The 18,781-nt window shown below is 73.1% G+C and carries 15 protein-coding genes; 5 read left to right on the top strand and 10 right to left on the bottom strand.

The window, feature by feature from the left end; all coding sequences use genetic code 11:
- The first annotated feature begins 24 nt into the window (after positions 1–24).
- Complete coding sequence (kdsB, locus tag R2J75_RS08125; RefSeq protein WP_243332569.1) at positions 25–807, top strand: 3-deoxy-manno-octulosonate cytidylyltransferase; 783 nt, start codon at positions 25–27, stop codon at positions 805–807.
- Positions 804–1,706 carry an EamA family transporter gene (locus R2J75_RS08120; RefSeq protein ID WP_243346336.1) on the top strand — a complete coding sequence of 301 codons (903 nt, stop codon included), beginning with the start codon at positions 804–806 and terminating at the stop codon, positions 1,704–1,706. The genes kdsB and R2J75_RS08120 overlap by 4 nt, the downstream gene beginning before the upstream one ends.
- Positions 1,707–2,071: 365 nt before the next feature.
- On the opposite strand, the gene R2J75_RS08115 is transcribed toward R2J75_RS08120, so the two are convergent.
- A complete protein-coding gene (locus R2J75_RS08115; protein WP_243332565.1) occupies positions 2,072–2,392 on the bottom strand; it encodes a hypothetical protein in 321 nt (106 codons plus the stop codon).
- A 120-nt stretch (positions 2,393–2,512) separates the two neighbouring features.
- On the opposite strand from R2J75_RS08115, the gene R2J75_RS08110 reads away from it, so the two are divergent.
- Positions 2,513–5,167 carry a hybrid sensor histidine kinase/response regulator gene (locus tag R2J75_RS08110; protein ID WP_316411471.1) on the top strand — a complete coding sequence of 885 codons (2,655 nt, stop codon included), beginning with the start codon at positions 2,513–2,515 and terminating at the stop codon, positions 5,165–5,167.
- Here the strand turns inward: R2J75_RS08110 and R2J75_RS08105 are convergent.
- Both R2J75_RS08105 and murD read right to left on the bottom strand, forming a co-directional pair.
- Entirely contained in the window at positions 5,118–7,013 is a 1,896-nt protein-coding gene (locus R2J75_RS08105; protein WP_279341952.1) for a L,D-transpeptidase family protein, read from the bottom strand. The two genes, R2J75_RS08110 and R2J75_RS08105, sit on opposite strands and share 50 nt — an antisense overlap.
- Positions 7,010–8,362, bottom strand: coding sequence for a UDP-N-acetylmuramoyl-L-alanine--D-glutamate ligase (gene murD / locus R2J75_RS08100; RefSeq protein WP_316411470.1), 1,353 nt, complete (start codon positions 8,360–8,362; stop codon positions 7,010–7,012). Before murD ends, R2J75_RS08105 begins: the two co-directional genes overlap by 4 nt.
- 58 nt (positions 8,363–8,420) lie before the next feature.
- On the opposite strand from murD, the gene R2J75_RS08095 reads away from it, so the two are divergent.
- Entirely contained in the window at positions 8,421–9,155 is a 735-nt protein-coding gene (locus R2J75_RS08095; RefSeq protein WP_243332559.1) for an EAL domain-containing protein, read from the top strand.
- A gap of 15 nt (positions 9,156–9,170) precedes the next feature.
- On the opposite strand, the gene mraY is transcribed toward R2J75_RS08095, so the two are convergent.
- The 7 genes from mraY to R2J75_RS08060 all read right to left on the bottom strand — a co-directional run bounded on the left by mraY (position 9,171) and on the right by R2J75_RS08060 (position 17,178).
- Positions 9,171–10,259: a phospho-N-acetylmuramoyl-pentapeptide-transferase gene (gene mraY / locus R2J75_RS08090; protein ID WP_243332557.1), complete on the bottom strand. Its 1,089-nt coding sequence runs from the start codon at positions 10,257–10,259 to the stop codon at positions 9,171–9,173.
- Positions 10,256–11,635 (bottom strand): UDP-N-acetylmuramoyl-tripeptide--D-alanyl-D-alanine ligase, encoded by a 1,380-nt coding sequence (locus tag R2J75_RS08085; protein WP_243332554.1) that lies wholly within the window; start codon positions 11,633–11,635, stop codon positions 10,256–10,258. The genes mraY and R2J75_RS08085 overlap by 4 nt, the downstream gene beginning before the upstream one ends.
- A complete protein-coding gene (locus R2J75_RS08080; RefSeq protein ID WP_316411469.1) occupies positions 11,632–13,107 on the bottom strand; it encodes a UDP-N-acetylmuramoyl-L-alanyl-D-glutamate--2,6-diaminopimelate ligase in 1,476 nt (491 codons plus the stop codon). The genes R2J75_RS08085 and R2J75_RS08080 overlap by 4 nt, the downstream gene beginning before the upstream one ends.
- The gene (locus R2J75_RS08075; RefSeq protein WP_243332550.1) at positions 13,104–15,206 is read right to left on the bottom strand and encodes a penicillin-binding transpeptidase domain-containing protein; all 2,103 of its coding nucleotides are present in this window, start codon (positions 15,204–15,206) and stop codon (positions 13,104–13,106) included. Before R2J75_RS08075 ends, R2J75_RS08080 begins: the two co-directional genes overlap by 4 nt.
- Positions 15,207–15,353: 147 nt before the next feature.
- The gene (locus R2J75_RS08070; protein WP_243332549.1) at positions 15,354–15,731 is read right to left on the bottom strand and encodes a hypothetical protein; all 378 of its coding nucleotides are present in this window, start codon (positions 15,729–15,731) and stop codon (positions 15,354–15,356) included.
- A 2-nt stretch (positions 15,732–15,733) separates the two neighbouring features.
- Positions 15,734–16,711 (bottom strand): 16S rRNA (cytosine(1402)-N(4))-methyltransferase RsmH, encoded by a 978-nt coding sequence (rsmH, locus tag R2J75_RS08065; RefSeq protein WP_316411468.1) that lies wholly within the window; start codon positions 16,709–16,711, stop codon positions 15,734–15,736.
- 2 nt (positions 16,712–16,713) lie between these two features.
- Positions 16,714–17,178 carry a division/cell wall cluster transcriptional repressor MraZ gene (locus R2J75_RS08060; RefSeq protein WP_243332545.1) on the bottom strand — a complete coding sequence of 155 codons (465 nt, stop codon included), beginning with the start codon at positions 17,176–17,178 and terminating at the stop codon, positions 16,714–16,716.
- Positions 17,179–17,416: 238 nt separating this feature from the next.
- Between R2J75_RS08060 and R2J75_RS08055 the strand changes: the two genes are divergently transcribed.
- Positions 17,417–18,766, top strand: a complete 1,350-nt coding sequence (locus R2J75_RS08055; protein WP_243332543.1) for a sensor histidine kinase — start codon at positions 17,417–17,419, stop codon at positions 18,764–18,766.
- Positions 18,767–18,781: the final 15 nt, after the last annotated feature.

The raw sequence follows: 18,781 nt of genomic DNA, 5'->3' as shown, positions 1-18,781 counted from the left end.
ATCAAACCGACCCGAAAGGCTTCCATGCGCACCCTCGCCGTCCTGCCCTCTCGCTACCAGGCCTCCCGTTTTCCGGGGAAGCCCCTGGCCCTCATCGCCGGCCGGCCCATGATCCAGTGGGTGTGGGAAGCGGCCCGCAACGCCCCGGGGGTGGACGAGGTCGCGGTGGCCACGGATGACGCCCGCATCGCCGAAGCGGTGGCCGGCTTCGGCGGCCGCGTGGTCATGACCGACCCCGCCCTGCCCTCCGGCACGGACCGGGTCGCCGCGGCCTGGCGAGCGATCGGCAAGGAGTTCGATGCCATCCTCAACATCCAGGGCGACGAGCCCGCCATGCATCCCGCCACCATCGCCGGGGTCGTGGCCCTGCTCCGGGAGGATCCGGGCCTCCCCATGGCGACGGCGGCCTGTCCCTTCAACAGCGCGGACGAGCTCTTCAACCCCAACAATGTGAAGGTGGTGGTCGACGACCGGAGCCGGGCCCTGTACTTCAGCCGCAGCCCCATCCCCTACCTGCGGAACAGCACCCTGTTCGTGCCCGACTTCCGCCCCTGGCTCGGCGCCGAGCAGCTGGCCTTCTACCTGCGCCACCTGGGCATCTACGGCTTCCGCCCGGCGGCCCTGGAGGCCTTCACCGCCCTGCCCCCCCATCCCCTGGAGCGCATGGAGATGCTGGAACAGCTCCGGGCCCTGGCGGCGGGCATGGCCGTGGGCGTCGCCCGGACCCCCCACCTGAGCCTGGGCGTGGACGTCCCCGCGGACGTGCCCGCCGTGGAGGCCCTGCTCCGGCTGCACGGCCGGAAGTGAAGCCCGCCCCCCCGCGCGTCGCCGGGCTGCTCCTGGTGGCCGGGGCCGGCTGCAGCTTCGCCACCATCGGCCTCTTCAACCGCCTGGCGGGCCTGGCCGGGGTGGGTGTGGCCGAGGCCCTGGGGCTGCGCTTCGCCTTGGCCGCCCTCCTGTTGTGGGGCGGGGCCTGCTTCCGGCCGGGCTCCCGGGTCCCGCTCGCTCGCATGCGCGACCTGGCGGGGATGGGGGGCCTCCTGGCCCTGGAGGCGGGGCTCTTCCTGGCGGCCAGCCGCCGGATCCCCGTGGGCCTCGCCACCCTGCTCCTCTATCTGTACCCCGCCCTGGTCCTCCTCCTGGACTGGGGCCTCCAGGGGCGGCGCCCCTCCCGGCGCGCCCTGGGCGCCCTGGGCCTGGCCCTCGCCGGGGTCGCCCTGGCCCTCGGCTTCCCGGCAAGCCGTCTGGATGCCGCCGGGGTCGCCCTCGGCGCCGGCAGCGCCCTGGGCTACGCCGTCTACATGGCCCTGGGCACCCGGGCCCAGGCGGGCCTCGCCCCCGCCACGGCCACCCGGTGGATCACCACGTGGGCCGGCCTCCTCGTCCTGGTCCCCGCCGCGACCTTCGGCCGCCTGAACCTGCACCTGAACGCCATGGGCTGGGCCAGCGTCGCCGGGCTGGCCTGCTTCGGCACCGCCCTGCCCATCTCCCTGGTCATGGCCGGCATCCGCCGGATCGGCCCCTTCCAGACCTCGGTGGCCTGCACCGTCGAGCCCCCCGTCGCCGCCCTCCTGGGTGCCGCCTTCCTGGCCGAGCCCTTGACCCCCCTCCAGGGGGCCGGGGGCCTCCTCGTCCTGGGCGGCGTGGTCCTCCTCGCCTCGGCCCAGGGGGGGCCGGAACGGCCTCAGGGAGCCGACTCCGCGTAACTCGACGCACTCGGGGTAGGAGTTCTTGACCCGCCGCTGCCGGAACGCCAGCGCTCGCGCCTGGAGGGGGCCGGGAAGCCTCCATCCCAGGCCTCCCCGTGCATCCCCTCCATCCCCGTCAAAAACCACAGCTGAGAGGGGGCGGCGCATCGGGTACACGCTGGCGCCGTCCCATCCCTGCCATTTCAGGAGCCGGGGATGGACGGGGAGGCCTGGGAGGCTGCCCCTGCTTCCTCGCCCTGACCCTCGCCCCGATCCCCCCCATGGCCGGTGTCGTGCTGCCTGCGGAGCGATCCGTTGGGATCGGTAGGGATCGTTCGAGTGGGTCGGAAAGCTGAGCGAGGAACCGGGCTGGGGGCGAAGGTTCAGGGGCCGGGGAGGGCGCGGGGGGGCCGGGCCTGCGGCCCCTGGTTCCGCGCGCTGGCCCTCGCCGCGAGGGACCCCCGCGGCCCCGGGGCGAACGGGGCGAGGCGTGGACCGGCCGCATCCTCGGACCCCGCCCAGGGGTCCTCCAGTTCCAGGGTCTGGATGGGGCGGGCCAGGTCCGGCAGGGGCGCGGCGCTGGCCGGGGGGATGCGGGCCTGGGCCGCGCCCGGGATGGGGTCGGGACGATGATGGGACCAGGCGGCGAAGGACGGCAGGGAGACCAGGGCCGCCACGCAGAGGAGGCGGAGGGGGTGGGACATGGGCCTAATATAAATAGATTATTAATTCTGGCCAGGGCCCACCGACCCTTTCCTGCGCCCCATCTTCCCTTGGAACCAGTGCTTTCCTTCCGGGAGGAATAACTGATAATTGCCACACCCATGGCCCGCCGCCGCGTCTCTCCCCCCCTCCCCGACCCCCTGCCGGACGCCTCGGCACGGGCGGGCCTCGACGCGGCGCCGGACGGCATCCTTGCGGCCCGCGAGGACGGCACCCTCCGCTACGGGAACCCCGCGATGGGCCGCTTGCTGGGGGTGGCGCCTGGCGCCTTGCCTGGCACGTCCCTGCGGGCCTGGGTGCCGGACGACTGGTGGGTGGATTGGCAAAACCCCGTGCTGGAAACGGTCCTTCCGCTGGCCGATGGCACGCGGGTCCCCGTGGTGGTCACCCGGGCCTGGGTGCCGGGGGACGGCCGCCGGGACCTCTTCCTGTACGTCCATGATCTGACCGCGCGCCGCGCGACAGAGGCGGCCCTCCGAAGAAGCGAGCACCGCTACGCCCTGGCCTTCAACGCCAGCCCGGACGCCATCAACCTCACCCGCCTCAAGGACGGCACCTACTTGGAGGTGAGCGAGGGCTTCACCCGCATGTCCGGCTGGACCCGGGACGAATCCCTGGGGCGGACGGCCATCGAGCTCGGCATCTGGGCCGAACCGGATGAACGCAGGTCCATGGCCGCCCTCCTGCGGGAGCGGGGGGAGTTCGACGGCCTGGCCTTCTCCTTCCGGCACAAGACCGGCCGTCTTTTGAAGGGATTGATGTCGGGCCGGATCGTGTCCCTGGACGGCGTCCCCTGCATCCTCACCATCACCCGGGACATCACCCGGCAGGTGGAGGCCGAACAGGCCCTGCGGAACCTGAGCGAACTGATGACCTCCATCATGACCCAGGTGCAGGCCTACATCGCGCTCATCGACCGCCGGGGGCGGATCCGCTTCCTGAACCGGGTGCCCGCGGGGATCGCGCCGGAGGACATCCAGGGGGCGGATTTCCGCCTGGGCCTCCGGGAGGAGACCCGGGAGCTGGCCGACCGGGCCCTGGCCGCGGTCCTGGCCGGGTCCCCCCAGGAGGCGTGGGAGGGCTGGGCCATGGGGCCGGGCGGGAAATGGTGCTGGTACCACAGCCAGATGGGCCCGATGACGGAGAACGGGGAGCTCACGGGGGCCGTGCTCGTGTCCCTGGACGAGACCCTCCGCCGGCGCCAGGAGGAGCGGATCCGCGACAGCGAGGACCGGTTCCAGGCCTTCCAGCTCCACACCCCGGACGCCCTGTTCTGGATCCGGGTGGAGACGGGGGGCCGCCTCGCCATGGAGGGCATGAACCCCGCGGCGGAGCGGGTGCTGGGGCTCGCCTCCGAGCAGGTCCGCGGCAGGTCCTTCGAGGCCGTGGTGCCCGCGTCCATGGCCCGCCTCTTCGAGGACCACGTCCGCCAGACCCTGGCCGCCGGCGCCCCCCGGACCTTCGAGGAGGACATCCCCGGCCAGGCCGGGACCGTCCACATGACCACCACCCTGGTGCCCGTGCGGGATGCCGCGGGGCGGATCTACCGCGTCGTCGGCACCTCCCGGGACACCACCCACGCGCGGCGGATGGAGGAGGCGCTCCGCCAGGCCCAGAAGCTGGAGAGCCTCGGCGTGCTCGCGGGCGGGATCGCCCACGACTTCAACAACCTCCTGACGGCCATCATGGGCAACCTCAACCTCGCCCAGGCCGGCCTTCCCGAGACCTCCCCGGCCCTTCCGCTCCTCGACGCGGTGGAGAACGCCGTGCTGAAGGCCTCGGAGCTGACGGGCCAGATGCTGGCCTACTCCGGGAAGGGGCGCTTCTCCGTGAAGCCGCGGGACCTCAACGCCGTTGTCTCCGACCTGGTGAGGCTGCTCAAGGCCACCCTGACCAAGAAGGCCACGCTGCAGGTCCAGCTGGGCGAGGACCTGCCGGCCATCGAAGGCGACGCCGCCCAGCTCCAGCAGGTGGTCATGAACCTGGTGACCAACGCCTCCGACGCCCTCGGCGGCCGCGAGGGGGTGATCCGGATCGCCACTTCCCTGGCCTCCCTGGACGCGGCGCGGATCGCCGAGGAGTTCCCCGCCCAGAACCTCTCGCCGGGTCCCTACGTCGTCCTGGAGGTGGAGGACACGGGGTGCGGGATGACGCCGGAGGTGCTGGCGCGCATCTTCGACCCCTTCTTCACCACCAAGATCCAGGGCCGGGGCCTCGGGCTCTCGGCGATGCTCGGCATCCTCCGGGGGCACAAGGCGGGCCTCCGGATCCGGAGCGAGCCGGGTTCCGGCTCCCTCTTCCAGGTCTACTTCCCCGCCACCGCCGGGAAGGTCCCCGCCGAGGCCGAGGCCCGGCCGGAGGCGGGCTGCGCGTTCCGGGGCCGGGTCCTCCTGGTCGACGACGAGGAGATCATCCTGGAGTCCACCGGGGCGGTGCTGGCCTCCCTGGGCTTCGAGGTCGTCGCCGCCCGGGACGGACAGGAGGCCCTGGAGGCCTTCTCCGCCCCCGGGGCGGACTGGGCCCTCGTCCTCATGGACCTCACCATGCCGCGCATGGACGGCGCCACCGCCTTCCGGGCCATGCGGGACCTGAAGCCCGGCGTCCCCGTCATCCTCAGCAGCGGCTACGACCGCCAGGCCCTGGAGGGGGCCCAGCCCGCGGCCTTCGTGCAGAAGCCCTACCGCGTGAAGGAGCTGGGGGCCCTCGTCAGGGACGTGCTCGCAGGGACCGGAGCGCCGATTCCGCAAAAGCGCTGAGGGACGGGTCCCGGGCGCCCATCACGAGGACCAGGTCGCCCTCGCGCGCCTCCGCGGCGATGGCCTCCGCCAGCCACGGGCGGTCCGGGGCGGGACGGGCGTCGGCGCCGAGGGCGCGGATGTCCGCGGCCACGTCCTCCGACGAGATGTCCCGGGTGACGGTGCCGCCGGCGTAGAAGATGGGCAGCATCCAGAGGATCCCGCCGGGCCCCAGCTCCCCGGCGAAGGCCCGGGTGAAGTCGGCGCGCAGGAAGCGCATCGGGCCGTACCCGTGGGGCTGGAAGACCGCCAGCACCCGGGCCGCCCGGGCCCGCGCGGCCCGGAGGGCGGCGGTCACCTTGGCCGGGTTGTGGGCGAAGTCGTCCACGACCTCCACGCCCCGGTCGCATCCCACCACCTGGAAGCGGCGCGCCACCCCGCGGAACGCCGCCAGGGGGGCCACCATGTCCGCCAGGGGCACGCCCAGGGCCCGGCAGCCGGCGATGGCCGCCAGGGCGTCCTCCACGTTGTGGAGCCCAGGCACGGGCAGGGTGAAGGGGACCCCCTCCACGGTGAAGGCGCAGCCGGCCGGGCCCGCCGCGGCGCCCAGGGCCCGCAGGCCGGGGCCCGGCCCCAGGCCGAAGCGCTCCCCGTCCCGGGCGAGGCCCTCGAGGCCGGGGCCGTCGCCGGCCCGGAAGGTCTCCCGGACCCGCCCCCGGAAGGTGCGGAACAGGGCCGCCACCTCCGCCATCTCCTTGTGGTCCCGCTGGAGGTTCATGACGACGCCCACCGCCGGCCGGTACCGCACGAGGGAGCCATCGCTCTCGTCCGCCTCGATCACGAGGGGTCCAGCCCCGGCCCAGGCGTTGCCCCACAGCCCCCGGTCCCGCAGGGCGAGGAGGTCGCCGCCGGTGACGACCGCCGGGTCCCATCCGGCGCCAGCGAGGATCTCGAAGGCCATGGCCACGGCGGTGGATTTCCCGCTGGTCCCCGTGATGGCCAGGGTCCGCCGGGAGGCCACCAGGTGGGCCAGGCACTCGGAGCGGTGGAGGACCGGCACGCCCAGGCGGCGCGCCTCGCGCACATCGGGCACCGTGTCCTCCACGGCGGTGGACACCACGACGCCCAGGCAGTCCGCGGCCACGCCGGCGCCGTCCTGGGGCAGGATCCGGATGCCGGCCGCCTCCAGGCGGGCCCGGCCCTCGGGGTTGAGCCCCTGGTCGAAACCCCGGTCGCTCCCGCTGACCTCGTGGCCGCTCCAGGCCATGAACTGGGCCAGGGCGCTCATGCCGCTCCCCCCCACCCCCGTGAAGTGGAGGCGCCCGGCGGATCCGACGGCAACGAGCACGGGATCCCCCGCCTCCACCCGCCGGAAGAGGTCGAGGACGTCGGCGGGGGCCATGCGCACGCAGCCGTGGGAGGCCGGCCTGCCCAGGTCCTCGGGGTGGTTGGTGCCGTGGATGTAGATCGTGCGCTCCAGCGAATCCACGCCGGGGCCGCGGTTGACGCCGGGCTCCTCCCCGTCCAGGGTCAGGACGCGGCCGAGGATGAGGTCCCCGCCGCCGGGCGCGCCGTCCCACACCTCGCCGGTGGCGACCCGGGCGCGGAAGACCGCGAGGGGGTCCGCCCCCTCCCCGATGCAGGCGTGGATGCGGTGCCATCCGGGGGGCGTCCGGTACGATCCGTCCTCCCCGCCGATGCCGGCCGACGCCGTGGAGACGGGCCAGTCCGCCACCGCCTCCCCGTCCACGAGGAGGCCGAGGCGCTGGCCGGCCACGTCCACCACGAGGCAGCGGCCCGCGGCGCCGCGGGCGCCCGCGAAGGCGCGGTAGCGCGCGGCCTGGACGGCGTCCTCCATGCCGCTCATCCCCGGCTCCAGGCCTTCACCAGGGCCTCGAACCGCTCCCCGCGGGCCTCGAAGTTGCGGAACTGGTCGAAGCTCGCGCAGGCGGGGCTCAGCAGCACCTGGTCGCCGGGCTCGGCCAGGGCGAGGGCCGCCTCGACGGCCTCGTCGAAGGCCTGGATGGACGTGTGGGGCAGGTCCCCGAGGTCGGCCTCCAGGCGCGGGATGTCCTCGCCCAGGAAGATCAGCCGCCGCAGCTTGCCCTCCAGGGCCCCGCGCAGGGGACCGTACCCGGTGCCCTTCCCCTGCCCCCCGAGGAGGAGCACGAGGGGGCCCGGCAGGGCGCGGATGGCGATGAGCGTGGCGTCCACGTTGGTGCCCTTGGAGTCGTTGTAGGCCTCCACGCCGTCGCGTTCCCCGCAGAGGGCGATGCGGTGGGCGAGGCCGGGGTAGGTGCGCAGGCCCTCCCGGATGGCGTCCAGCTCCGCCCCGCCCCGTTCCGCCAGCACGGCGGCGGCCAGGGCGTTCTCCACGTTGTGGTCGCCGGGGATGAGGAGGCGGGAGCGGTTCACGAGCGGGTGCTCCCCATGGGTGTCCCGCAGCCAGAGGGTGCCGTGGTCGTCGCACCAGGCGCCGGGGCCGTCGGGACAGGTCCACCCGAACCGTGCGCTGAGGCCGTGGCCTGGGGCGAGGGCCTCGAAGGCCGGGTCCGCGAGCGGGGTGAGGCGCAGGTCCTCGGGCGTCTGGTGCTGGAAGATGCGGACCTTGGCGGCGCGGTAGGCCTCCAGGGTGCCGTGGCGGGCCAGGTGGTCCGGGGTCAGGTTGAGGGCGGCGGCGGCCTCCGCCTTGAAGTCGCGCACCGTCTCCAGCTGGTAGCTGGAGCACTCGAGGGCGAAGCGGGTGCCGGGCTCGGCGCCGGCGATGGCCTCCACCAGGGGGATGCCCAGGTTCCCGCAGGCGCGGGTGGGCAGGCCGGAGGTCTTGAGGAGGTGGGCGGTCAGGTCCGTGGTGGTGCTCTTCCCGTTGGTGCCGGTCACCGCGAGGATCACCGCCCCGTCGCCCCGCGCCCGCAGGGCCCGGTGGGCCAGCTCGAGCTCCCCGGTGACGGGGATGCCGCGGGCGGCCGCCTCCTGGGCGAAGGGGATGGCGGGGCTCACGCCCGGGCTCAGCACCACCTCCTCGCAGTCATCGAGCAGGCACAGGGGGTGCGATCCCCATACGGCCAGGACGCCCAGGTTCGACAGCAGCTCCGCGGCCGCGGGATCCGGCCCGGGCTTCCCTTCGGTCAGCACGACCTCGCGACCCGAGGCGGCCAGGTGCCCCGCGGCCCCCAGGCCCGAACGTCCAGCCCCGACCACAACCACCCTTCCCATGCGCACTCCTTTCATACAGTTTGGCACCGGCGGCCAAAGAAGGGAAAATGTCCAGGCCATGAACAGCGCCATCCTCGACAGCATCCTCTCGGGGAACCGCCCCGCGGTGACCTTCGCCCACCCCATCGTGGAGCTGAAGGCCGGCCACACCGTGGCCCGGGAGCTCCTCACCCGCTTCCACGTGGACGGCGGCGGGATGCGCACCGTGGGCGACCTCCTCACGGACACCTCCCTGAGCCCCGAGTCCCGCGTCCGCCTGGATCTCCTCTGTCTGGAGGCCGTCTTCACGGCCCTCGAGCGGCACCCCGTCACCGATCACCTGCTGTTCGTGAACCTGGCGCCCCTCACCCTGGAGCACCCCGGGTTCTGGAAGCGCCTGGAACCCTGGCTCTGGCACCTGTCCATCCCTCCCCACCGCGTGGTGCTGGAGATCACGGAGTCCTTCGGCGGCATGGACCCCTCGCGCCTGGAGGCGAGCGCCCGGCGCCTGCGCGACCTGGGCCTGCGCATCGCCGTCGACGACCTGGGCTCGGGCATCGCCAGCCTGGCCCACATGAGCCGCCTCAGCCCGGATTTCTTCAAGGTGGACCGGAGCCTCGTGGCCGGCGTCGACCGACGCCCCTACCAGGCGGCCCTCCTCAACGCCCTCGCCCACTTCGCCTCCCGCATGCGGGTGGGCTACATCGTGGAGGGCATCGAGACGGGCGCGGAGCTCCAGGCCGTCATCGACGCCGACGTCCCCTGGGGGCAGGGCTTCATCTTCGGAGAGCCGGAACCGATGGTCCTGCCCTGAAGCCCCCGCCGCGGCCTACCGCAGCTTGAGGGAGCTCAGGGCCAGGACGCAGCAGACGATGGCGGTGATCCAGAGCCGGATCACCACCTTGGTCTCCTTCAGGCCGCCCAGTTCCATGTGGTGGTGGAAGGGGGCCATGCGGAAGATGCGCTTGCCGCCGCGGAGCTTGTAGCTGCCCACCTGGAGGATCACGCTGAGGGCCTCCCACACGAAGAGCCCGCCGGCGATCACCAGGAGGAGCTCCTGCTTGATGATGATGGCCACGGTGCCGAGGGCGCCGCCCAGGGCCAGGCTGCCCGTGTCGCCCATGAAGACTTCGGCGGGATGGGCGTTGAACCAGAGGAAGCCCAGGGAGGCGCCGCCCATGGCCCCGAGGAAGACGGCCAGTTCGCCGGAGCCCGGCACGTGGGGCACCAGGAGGTAGCCGGCGATCTTGGCGTGGCCCGCCACGTAGGCCAGGATGGCGAAGGTCGTGGCCACGATGAGGGTGCCGCCGATGGCGAGGCCGTCGAGGCCGTCCGTGAGGTTCACCGCGTTGCTGGTGCCCACCACCACCAGGCAGATCCAGGGCACGAGGAAGACGCCCACGTCGGGGCGGAACTTCTTGAAGAAGGGCACGGACAGCTGGCTGGTCTGGCTCCCCCGGAGGTTGAAGTGGAGCACGAGCCAGCTCACCAGGAGGGTGATGGCCACGAGCAGGAGCATCTTCTGCCAGCTGCGCAGGCCGAGGTTCTGCCGGCGCAGGAGCTTCTTGACGTCATCGAAGGCCCCGACGCCGCAGAACCCCACCAGGGAGACCAGGGCCACCCAGATCCCGCCGCTGTGGAGGTCGCACCAGAGCACCGTGGAGATGAGGATGGACCCCACGATGAGGAGGCCGCCCATGGTCGGCGTGCCCGCCTTGGCCTGGTGGTTCTCGGGCGTGTCCTGGAGGATGTGCTGGCCCATGCGCAGCCGGGTCAGGGTCCGGATCACCCAGGGGCCGAAGACCAGGGAGAGGATCAGGGCCGTGGCCGCGGCGAGGGCCGCCCGGAACGTGATGTAACGGAAGACCGAGAGACCGGGGATGACGTCGCGGAACGGGAAGAGGAGCCAGGGAATCATGGTTCTCCAGGAGAAGGATCGGGGGACAGGAACTGGAGGAGCCAGTCGACGGCGCGCTCGGCGCGCCAGGCCCGGCTGCCCTTGACCAGGACGCGCGCGCCCGGGGGCACCGAGGCCAGCCCGCGGGGGTCGTCCCGCAGGGATTCGAAGTCCGGGAAGGCCCGGCCGCCGGGGCCGAAGCCCCCGGCGAGGTCCGCGGCGTGGTCCCCGTACACGAGGACCCGGTCGAGGCCCAGGGCCCGCAGCCCCTCGCCGGTCTCCCGGTGCAGGCGCGGGGCCGCGGGGCCCGTCTCCCGGACGCAGCCGAGGACGGCCACCTGGTCGCCTCCCGTCAGGGTCCGGAGGGAGGCCGCGGTGGCGAGGATGGATTCGGGGGCGGCGTTGTAGCTCTCGTCCAGGAGCCAGCCTCCGCCGGCGAGGGGATGGAGGCGGCCGCGGCCGGGACCGGCGTCCACCTCGCCCATGCGGCGGGCGGCCTCCTCGGGCGCCACGCCGGCCAGCATCGCGGCCGCCAGGGCCAGGGTCGCGTTCCGCACCTGGTGGGCCCCGCGGAGGCGGATGCGGACGTCCAGGGCGCCGCCGGGGTGGCGGAAGCGGAACCGCTCGCCGTGGAGGCCCAGGGACGCCTCGTCCTCCCAGGCGTAGGCCGCCCCGGGGCCCACGGGCACGGCCCGGCCCCGGGCCCAGGGCTGGATGGCGATCCACCGGCACCAGGGGTCGTCCGCGGGGTGGACCCAGACGCCGCCGGGGCGCAGCCCGGCCACGAGTTCGCCCTTGGCCCGGGCGATGCCTTCCTGGCCGTCCACGAAGTTCTCCAGGTGGGCCACCCCCACGAGGGTGACGACGCCGATGTCCGGCGGCGCGATCTCGGTGAGGCGCCGGATCTCCCCCGGCGTGCTCATGCCCATCTCCAGGACGGCCGCGTCCAGCCCCGCGGGCAGGGTCGCCAGGGCCTCGGGCAGGCCCAGGGTGTTGTTGCGGTTCCCGGGGGTCCGCCACGCGGCCGCGGCGGCGGCGAGGAGCTCCTTGGTGGTGGTCTTGCCCAGGGAGCCCGTCACGGCGATCACGTGGCCGGGGCGGACCGCCTCGAGGCGGGCCTGGCCCCAGCGCTGGAGGGCCTCCAGGGTGTCGGGCACGAGGATCTGGGGCACGGGAAGGGGCAGTTCCCGGTCCACGAGCAGGGAGCCCGCGCCGCGGGCCACGGCCTCGCCGGCGAAATCGTGGCCGTCCCGGGCGCCCCGGATCGCCACGAAGCAGTCCCCGGAACGGAGGGTCCGGGTGTCCATGGAGAGGGCCCCGGGCACGGGGCCGCCGTCGCCGACCAGACGACCGCCCACCGCGCGGCAGGCCTCCCCGAGGGTCCAGAGGCCGGTCATCGGACCTCCGCCCAGGGGCGCGGCACGGGCCGGCCCGCCAGGGCCGCCTCCACCGCGTCCCGGTCGCTGTAGGGGTGCTTGACGCCCCGGATCTCCTGGTAGGGCTCATGGCCCTTCCCGGCCAGAAGGAGCAGGTCCCCGGGCCGGCAGGCGGCGACCGCCGCCTGGACGGCCAGGGCCCGGTCCGCCTCCCGGTGGTACCGGGCGGGGTCGGCCAGGATCGCCGCCGGGATGCCGGCGGCCGCGTCGTCCAGGATGCGGTCGGGGTCCTCGCCGCGGAGGTTGTCGGAGGTGTGCCAGAGGACGTCGGCGTGGGCGGCCACGGCCGCGGCCATGAGGGGGCGCTTGGTGCGGTCCCGGTCCCCGCCGCAGCCGAAGAGCACGTGCAGGCGCCCCCCGGGCGACAGGAGGCGGCGGCCTTCGGCCAGGAGCTTCTCCAGGGCGTCGGGGGTGTGGGCGTAGTCCACGAGGACGCCGAAGGGCTGGCCCCGGTCCACCCGGTCGATGCGGCCCGGCGCGCCGGTGAGGCCCGCCACCGCCGGCAGGAGCGCGGCCAGGTCGAAGCCCGCCTCCGCGCAGGCGGCGAGGGCGGCCAGGAGGTTGTAGGCGTTGAAGCGGCCCAGGAGCGGGCTCCGCACCGGGTACGTCCCCGACGGGGCGGCCAGGGTGAAGGCGGTGCCGGTGGGGCTCAGCGCCAGGTCCAGGGCGCGGTAGTCGGCGTCGGCCTCGATGGCGTAGGCGCGCGCGCCGGGACGCTCCAGGAGGCGGCGGCCCCAGGGGTCGTCGGCGTTGACCAGGGCCCGGTCGCACCGGTCGAAGAGGAGGGCCTTGGCCCGGAAGTAGGTCTCCATGTCCCCGTGGAAGTCCAGGTGGTCCTGGGTCAGGTTGGTGAAGACGCCCACCCGGAACCGGGCCCCCGCGACCCGGTCCAGGACCAGGCTGTGGCTGGAGACCTCCACGGCCATGGCCGCGTCCCCGGCCTCGACGCCGCGGCGGATCCAGCGGAAGAAGGCCGGGCTCTCCGGCGTGGTGCGCACCGCCTCCTCCTCCAGGCCGCCGGCGGCGTTGAGCACGGTCCCGATCAGGCCGCAGCCCAGGCCCGCACCCCGCAGGAGCTGGCGGATGAGGGTGGTCGTGGTGGTCTTCCCGTTGGTGCCGGTCACCCCGATGAGGGCCAGGGCGCCGTCGGGGGCGCCGTAGAGCTTGCGGGCCAGGGCGGCCATGGCGGCGCGGCCCCCCAGGAGGCGCGCGAAGGGCACGGGCACGTCCAGCGCCCGGTCGCACAGGATGGCCGAGGCCCCCCGGGCCAGGGCCGAGGGGACGAAGTCCGCGCCGTCGGCCTTGGCGCCCCGCAGGGCCACGAAGGCCCAGCCTGGCGCCGCCTCGCGGCTGTCGCAGGTGATGTCCGTGATCTCCGCGTCCGGTCCCGCGACCTCGACGTCCTCGCCCCGCAGCCAATCCGAGAATTTCATGGCGCCCTCACCTTGATCCGGACGACCCCGCCCGCCTGGAGCGGCGCCCCCGGCTCGGGTTCCTGGGCCTCCACCCGGAAGGCCCGGACGTTGTCGGCGAGGCCGTCGATGCGGGGGATCCCGCCCGCCATGACCACCCGCTGGATGGCCGACTTCAGGGTCAGGCCCTTGAGCTCGGGCACCTTGCCCAGCTCGATGTGGACCACCGCCTCGTCGTTTTCGCTGACCGGCCAGTCCCGGAGGCCCAGCTTCAGGTCGGCCTCCTGACCGCCATCGGGCAGGCTCATGCGGTAGCGCATCACCGCGTCGCCGATCCGTTTGAAGAGGGGGGCCGCGACATCGCCGCCGGTCAGGCCGCCGGCGGGATCGTCCAGCATGAAGAGCATGCCGTACTGGGGCTTGTCGGCCGGGAAGAAGCCCATGAAGGAGGCGAAGTGGCGCCGGGGGTCGTAGCCCTTGCCGGGGATGATCTTGCGGGAGGTGCCGGTCTTGCCGAAGGCCTCCACGTTGCCGTCGAGGCGCGCGCCCTTGGCGGTGCCGTTGGTGATGACGCCCTTCAGGGCCTCCCGCATGAGGGCGGAGGTCTCCTCGCTGATCACCTGGTCCTTCACGCGCGGCCGGAACTCCTGGAGCATGACGCCCTGGTCGTTGAAGATCTTCTGGACCAGGAAGGGCTGCATGAGCTTGCCGCCGTTGGCCAGGGCGCAGCCCGCCATCAGGATCTGCAGGGGGGACACCGAGAGGCCGTACCCGTACGACATGGTCAGCTGGGTGGTCCGGCTCCACCGGTCGGGGGCGATGAGGCGGCCCGCGGTCTCGCCCGGGAAGTTGAGGCCCGTGGGCTCCCCGAAGCCGAACTTGCGGAGGTACTGGTAGTGGACGGCGGGGTCCAGCCGGAGGCCGATCTTGGCGGCGCCCACGTTGGAGCTCTGCCAGAGGACCTCCTCGAAGGTCAGGGTCCCGTGGTGGTGCGTGTCCGTGACGATGGCGTCGTAGTACTTCCAGCGGCCGCCCTCGCAGTTGATGCCCTCCCCCAGGTGGACCTTGCGCTCCTCCAGGGCGATGGCGGCCGTGAAGATCTTCATGGTCGAGCCCGGCTCGTAGCTGTCCTCCACCGGGTGGACCTTGCGGGCGGCCTTCTGGCGCTCCAGCTCGCGCCGGTACTCCTCCTTGTCCGCGGCGCTCCATTCGGATTCGCTGCGGTTCATGAAGCGCTTCGGCAGGATGTGGTTGGGATCGAAGGTGGGCGTCCCGGCCATGGCCAGGATCTCCCCCGTCTGGGGGTCCACCACCACGGCGTAGGCCGTGGCCGGGTGGCTCTGGCGGACGCCCTCCTCCAGGGCCTCCTCCACGATGTGCTGGATGGTGGCGTCGATGGTGAGCTGGAGGGTGGAGCCGTTGACCGGGATCTTGGCGTAGTTCTCGCGCTGGATGAGGAGGCGGCCCTTGGCGTCCCGGGGGGCGATGAGCTCGCCGGGCTTGCCGGCCAGCCACTCGTCGAAGGTCCGCTCGATGCCCAACTGGCCCGCGCCGTCGATGTTCACGAACCCCACGATCTGGCAGGCCAGGCTGCCCCGGGGGTAGTGGCGCCGGCTTTCCGGCAGGAAGTCCACCCCGTCCAGCTTGAGGGCCCGGATGGCCGCGACCTTGGAGGCGGGCAGCTGCCGCTCGATCCAGACGAAGGGCTTCTTGCGGAGCAGCTTCTCCAGGACGGCCCCGCGGGGCACCTCCAGGATGGGGGCCAGGGCCGCGGCCACCTTCTGGGCGCTCGCTCGGTCAGGCTCACCCCAGATGCGCTCCGAATCCCCCTTCCCCGCCCGGAAGTCCGGGTAGAAGGCCGTGGGGGTCGCGAAGAGGCTGTCCACCTTGAGGGAGATGGCCAGGGACCCGCCGCGCCGGTCCCGCAGCTCCCCGCGGATGGGCTGGATGGGCACGACGGTGGTGTGCTGGCGCTCCGCCCGGGTCCGGTAGTAGCGGTGCTCGATGACCTGGAGCCAGAGCAGGCGGAGGAGGATCAGGGTCACCCAGAGCAGGACCCCGCCCAGCACGATGGGAAGCCGGCGGGCAACCAGGTCCTGGGCCTCCGGCCTGCCCAGCAAGCGCCGGGGAGACGTCGAAGAACCGCTGAGAATGCCGCCTGTCGCCAAGGATTGCCACTTTCACGCCCGTTCGGGCCACCGTCCCATCTTACAAGAGGTCGGCCCGGCGATTGGAAGCCCCGGCCTTCCAACGCTTAGGGCCGCCCCTCAGAGGCCGACCTGGCCCGGGCCCTGGAGCTTGGCCAGCTTCTGGTCCGCCTGCGTGAAGACCTGGGGGATGAGGTGGCTCTGCTTCCGGGGGAGGAGGCCCGTCTGGACGGCGAAGGCCTGGACCTCCTCGTCCCGCTGGTAGCGGCTCCGCTCCAGGAGCAGGGTGCGGCGCACCTCCTCCTCCTGGCGGATCTTCTCGCGGATCTCGCTCATCTCGTAACTGAGGCGCGTGTGCTGGATCTTGAGGTAGGCCATGGAGGCCAGGGGCATGGCGAGGGCGAAGACCAGGAGGAGCATGCGGAGCACGCCCTCGCCCTCGACCTGGCGGGGGGCGTGGTGCATCGTGGGGCGATGGCCGGCGCGGTTCATGTTCATGGTTACCTCGCTGTTCCTGGAGGGAGAGGAAGCCGCTCCGCCAGCCGTAGGCGCGCCGAGCGCGAAGGCGGATTGGCCTGGCATTCCTGGTCGGTCGGCTTGAGGCCGCCGGGATGGACGAGCTTGACGAGCCTGGGAAGGGGCTGCGGCGACGTCCGGCCGGGGCCGTCGTAGACGCCGGAGAGGCGCCGCAGGGTCTGCTTGGCGATGCGGTCCTCGAGGCTGTGAAAGGAGATGACCCCGATCCTGCCCCCGGGCCGGAGGGCCTCGACGGCCTTCTCCAGGGTCCGCGCGAGCCGGACCAGCTCGCCGTTGACGGCGATGCGGATGGCCTGGAACGTGCGGGTGGCGGGATCGATCTGGCCCTTGCGCCGCGCCGCGTCCCTGGGAAGGACCCGGTACACGGCCTGGGCGAGGTCGAGGGTGGTGTGCAGGCGGCCTTCGGAGAAGGCGCGGAGGATGCTGCGGGCGATGGGCCTGGAGGCCCGTTCCTCGCCGTAGCCGTAGATGGCGTCGGCCAGGGTGGTCTCGGTCTGCTCCGCGATCCACTGGAGGGCGGTCTCCCCCCCTTCGGGGTTCATGCGCATGTCCAGGGGACCCGCCTCCAGGAAGCTGAAGCCCCGGGCGGGGTCCTTGAGCTGGAGGGTGGAGACGCCGAGGTCGATGAGGACGGCGTCGAGCCCTTCGGGGGCCTGCAGGTGCAGCCAGGCCTGGAAGGCCGGGTGGTCCCAGCAGTCCTCGTGGGTGTCCGCGAGGATCGTGAGCCGCGCGTCGCTGCCCAGGCGGGCCGCGGCGGCCTCCCGCGCGGCGGGATCCCGGTCGACGCCCAGGTAGCGGACGCCGGGGCCGCTGCGGGCCAGGATGGACTCGGCGTGGCCCCCCAGCCCCAGGGTGAGGTCGAGGACCCGGCCTTCGGCGGGAACGGGCAGGTTCTCCAGGACTTCCTGGAGCAGGACGGGGACGTGGACGGCGAGGGCCATGGTCAGATCCCCAGGTCCGCGAGGGCCGCGAGGTCCTCGGTGGTGAGGGGATCGGCCGCGAGGCGCTGCTCGAAGCCGGCGCGGTTCCAGATGGCCAGGTGGTCCATCTGGCCCAGGATGGCGACCTCCCCCGTCAGCTGCGCGGCCTCGCGCAGGATGGGGGGGATGACGAAGCGGCCCTGGGCGTCGGGCTCCACTTCCGAACCATAGTAGGCGGTGACCTCCAGGAACCTGCGCTTGGCCGGGTTGGTCCCGGGGACGGCGGCGAGGCGGGCCTCGATGTCCTCCCAGACCGGCATGGGGTACAGGCGGGCCCCCTTCCCGTCCAGCGACGTCAGGTAGTGGCGCATGCCCCCGCGGCCTTCGCCGACGGCGAAGGCTTCGAGGTCGGCCTTGAAGGTGGCGGGGAGCTTGAGGCGTCCCTTGTCGTCCACCGTGGCCGGTGCATTGCCGCGGAGTCGCAGCACGTATGTCGCCTTTCAACAAACTGTCAGGTCAGGGAGGGAATGGAGCGGCAGACCACTTAATGCCATTTCGATCCATTTTTTTCCATTTGAATCCACTCCCAAGTTTAGAAATGGTTCGTACGCCAACAAGGCGGAACGAAAGCGAAACATTGGGCAAAAGAAGGCGATGTCACGGGGATTTTGCACCGATTCCCAACAGTTCCGGGACAATGGCGGCGATGGACCGGAGCCTCTTCTTATGAACGCCCCCCCCCAGAACTTGGCCGGGCGATTGGTCACCCCCTGGATCCCCTGGGTCCTGGCCGCCGTGGGCGGGGTGGTGCTGGGCCTGGACGTGGAACCCGTCATCCGGGGGATCGGCCTCCTGGCCGTGGCCCTCTCCGCCTTCCTCCTGGTCCGCCAAATGGCGGCCCACCGGGAGGTCTTCACCCGCCTCCTGGCCGGCATCCCCCTCCCCGACAAGGGCGAGGGCCTCATCCGGGAGCTGCCCCGGGCCTGGGCCGGCCTCGAGGCCGAGATCCGGCGCCTGCGCACCGAGGTGGAGGCCGGGGACCAGGTCCGCCGGCACATCCTCGCCGGCCTCAAGACGGGCATCGTCCTCCTCGCCGGCGACCGGCGGGTCCGGCTCTTCAACCCCGCGGCCCGGGCCCTGCTGGGCGCCAGCAGCGCCCTGGGGGAGGGGGCCGGCCTCGCCGACGCCTTCCGGGAGCCCGACAGCCTCCGCGCCCTGGAGGAGGCCTACGGCGGCCAGTTCAGGGAGTGGGCCCTGCGCCGGGCGCCCCGGACCCTGCGCCTGCGGGCGGTCCCCCTCCCGGGCCCCGGCGCCCCGGAAGAGGTCTGGGTCCTGGTGACCCTGGACGACGTCACCCACCTGGAGGCCCTCGAGGCCACCCGCCAGAAGTTCATCTCCAACGCCAGCCACGAGCTGAAGACCCCCGTCACGGGCATCCGCGTCGCCGTGGAGAACCTCATGGACGGCGGGCACGTGGCCCGGGGCGGGGAGAACGGGCTGCGGATCATCCTCCGGAACCTGGACCGGATGGTGATGCTCCTGGACGACATCTCCGAGCTGAGCCGCATCGAGACCGGCGCCCTGCGCCTGGAGCCCCGCGACCTGCGGGCCGGCGAGTTCCTGGACGACGTCCTGGAGAACGCCGCCGCCCTGGCCGCGCCGCGGCGCATCCGGCTCCGGGCCGAGGCCCCGCCGGAGGTGCGCGGGCTCACCTTCCGGGCCGACCCCATGCGCCTGGGCCAGGTGCTGGAGAACCTCCTGTCCAACGCCATCAAGTTCAGTCCCGAGGGCTCCGAGGTCGTGCTGTCCGCCGAGGCCGCCGAGGGCGGCCTGGCCTGGACCGTGGCCGACCAGGGCCCCGGGATCCGCGCCGAGGACCTCCCCCGGATCTTCGAGCGCTTCTTCCGGGCCCAGGCCACCCGGGGCGTGCCGGGGACGGGCCTGGGCCTCTCCATCGTCAAGCACCTGGCCGTGCTCATGGGCGGGGAGGTGGGCGTCGAATCCCTGCCCGGCCGCGGCGCCTCCTTCACCTTCCGGCACCCTTTGGCGGAGAATGAGGTCCTGACCGCGAGGTGACGTTGTCCCAGCCCG

The organism is Mesoterricola sediminis (assembly GCF_030295425.1).
GTDB lineage: Bacteria > Acidobacteriota > Holophagae > Holophagales > Holophagaceae > Mesoterricola > Mesoterricola sediminis.
Note: the sequence above shows the minus strand (reverse complement) of the source record. Positions and strands in the feature narration are given on the sequence as shown.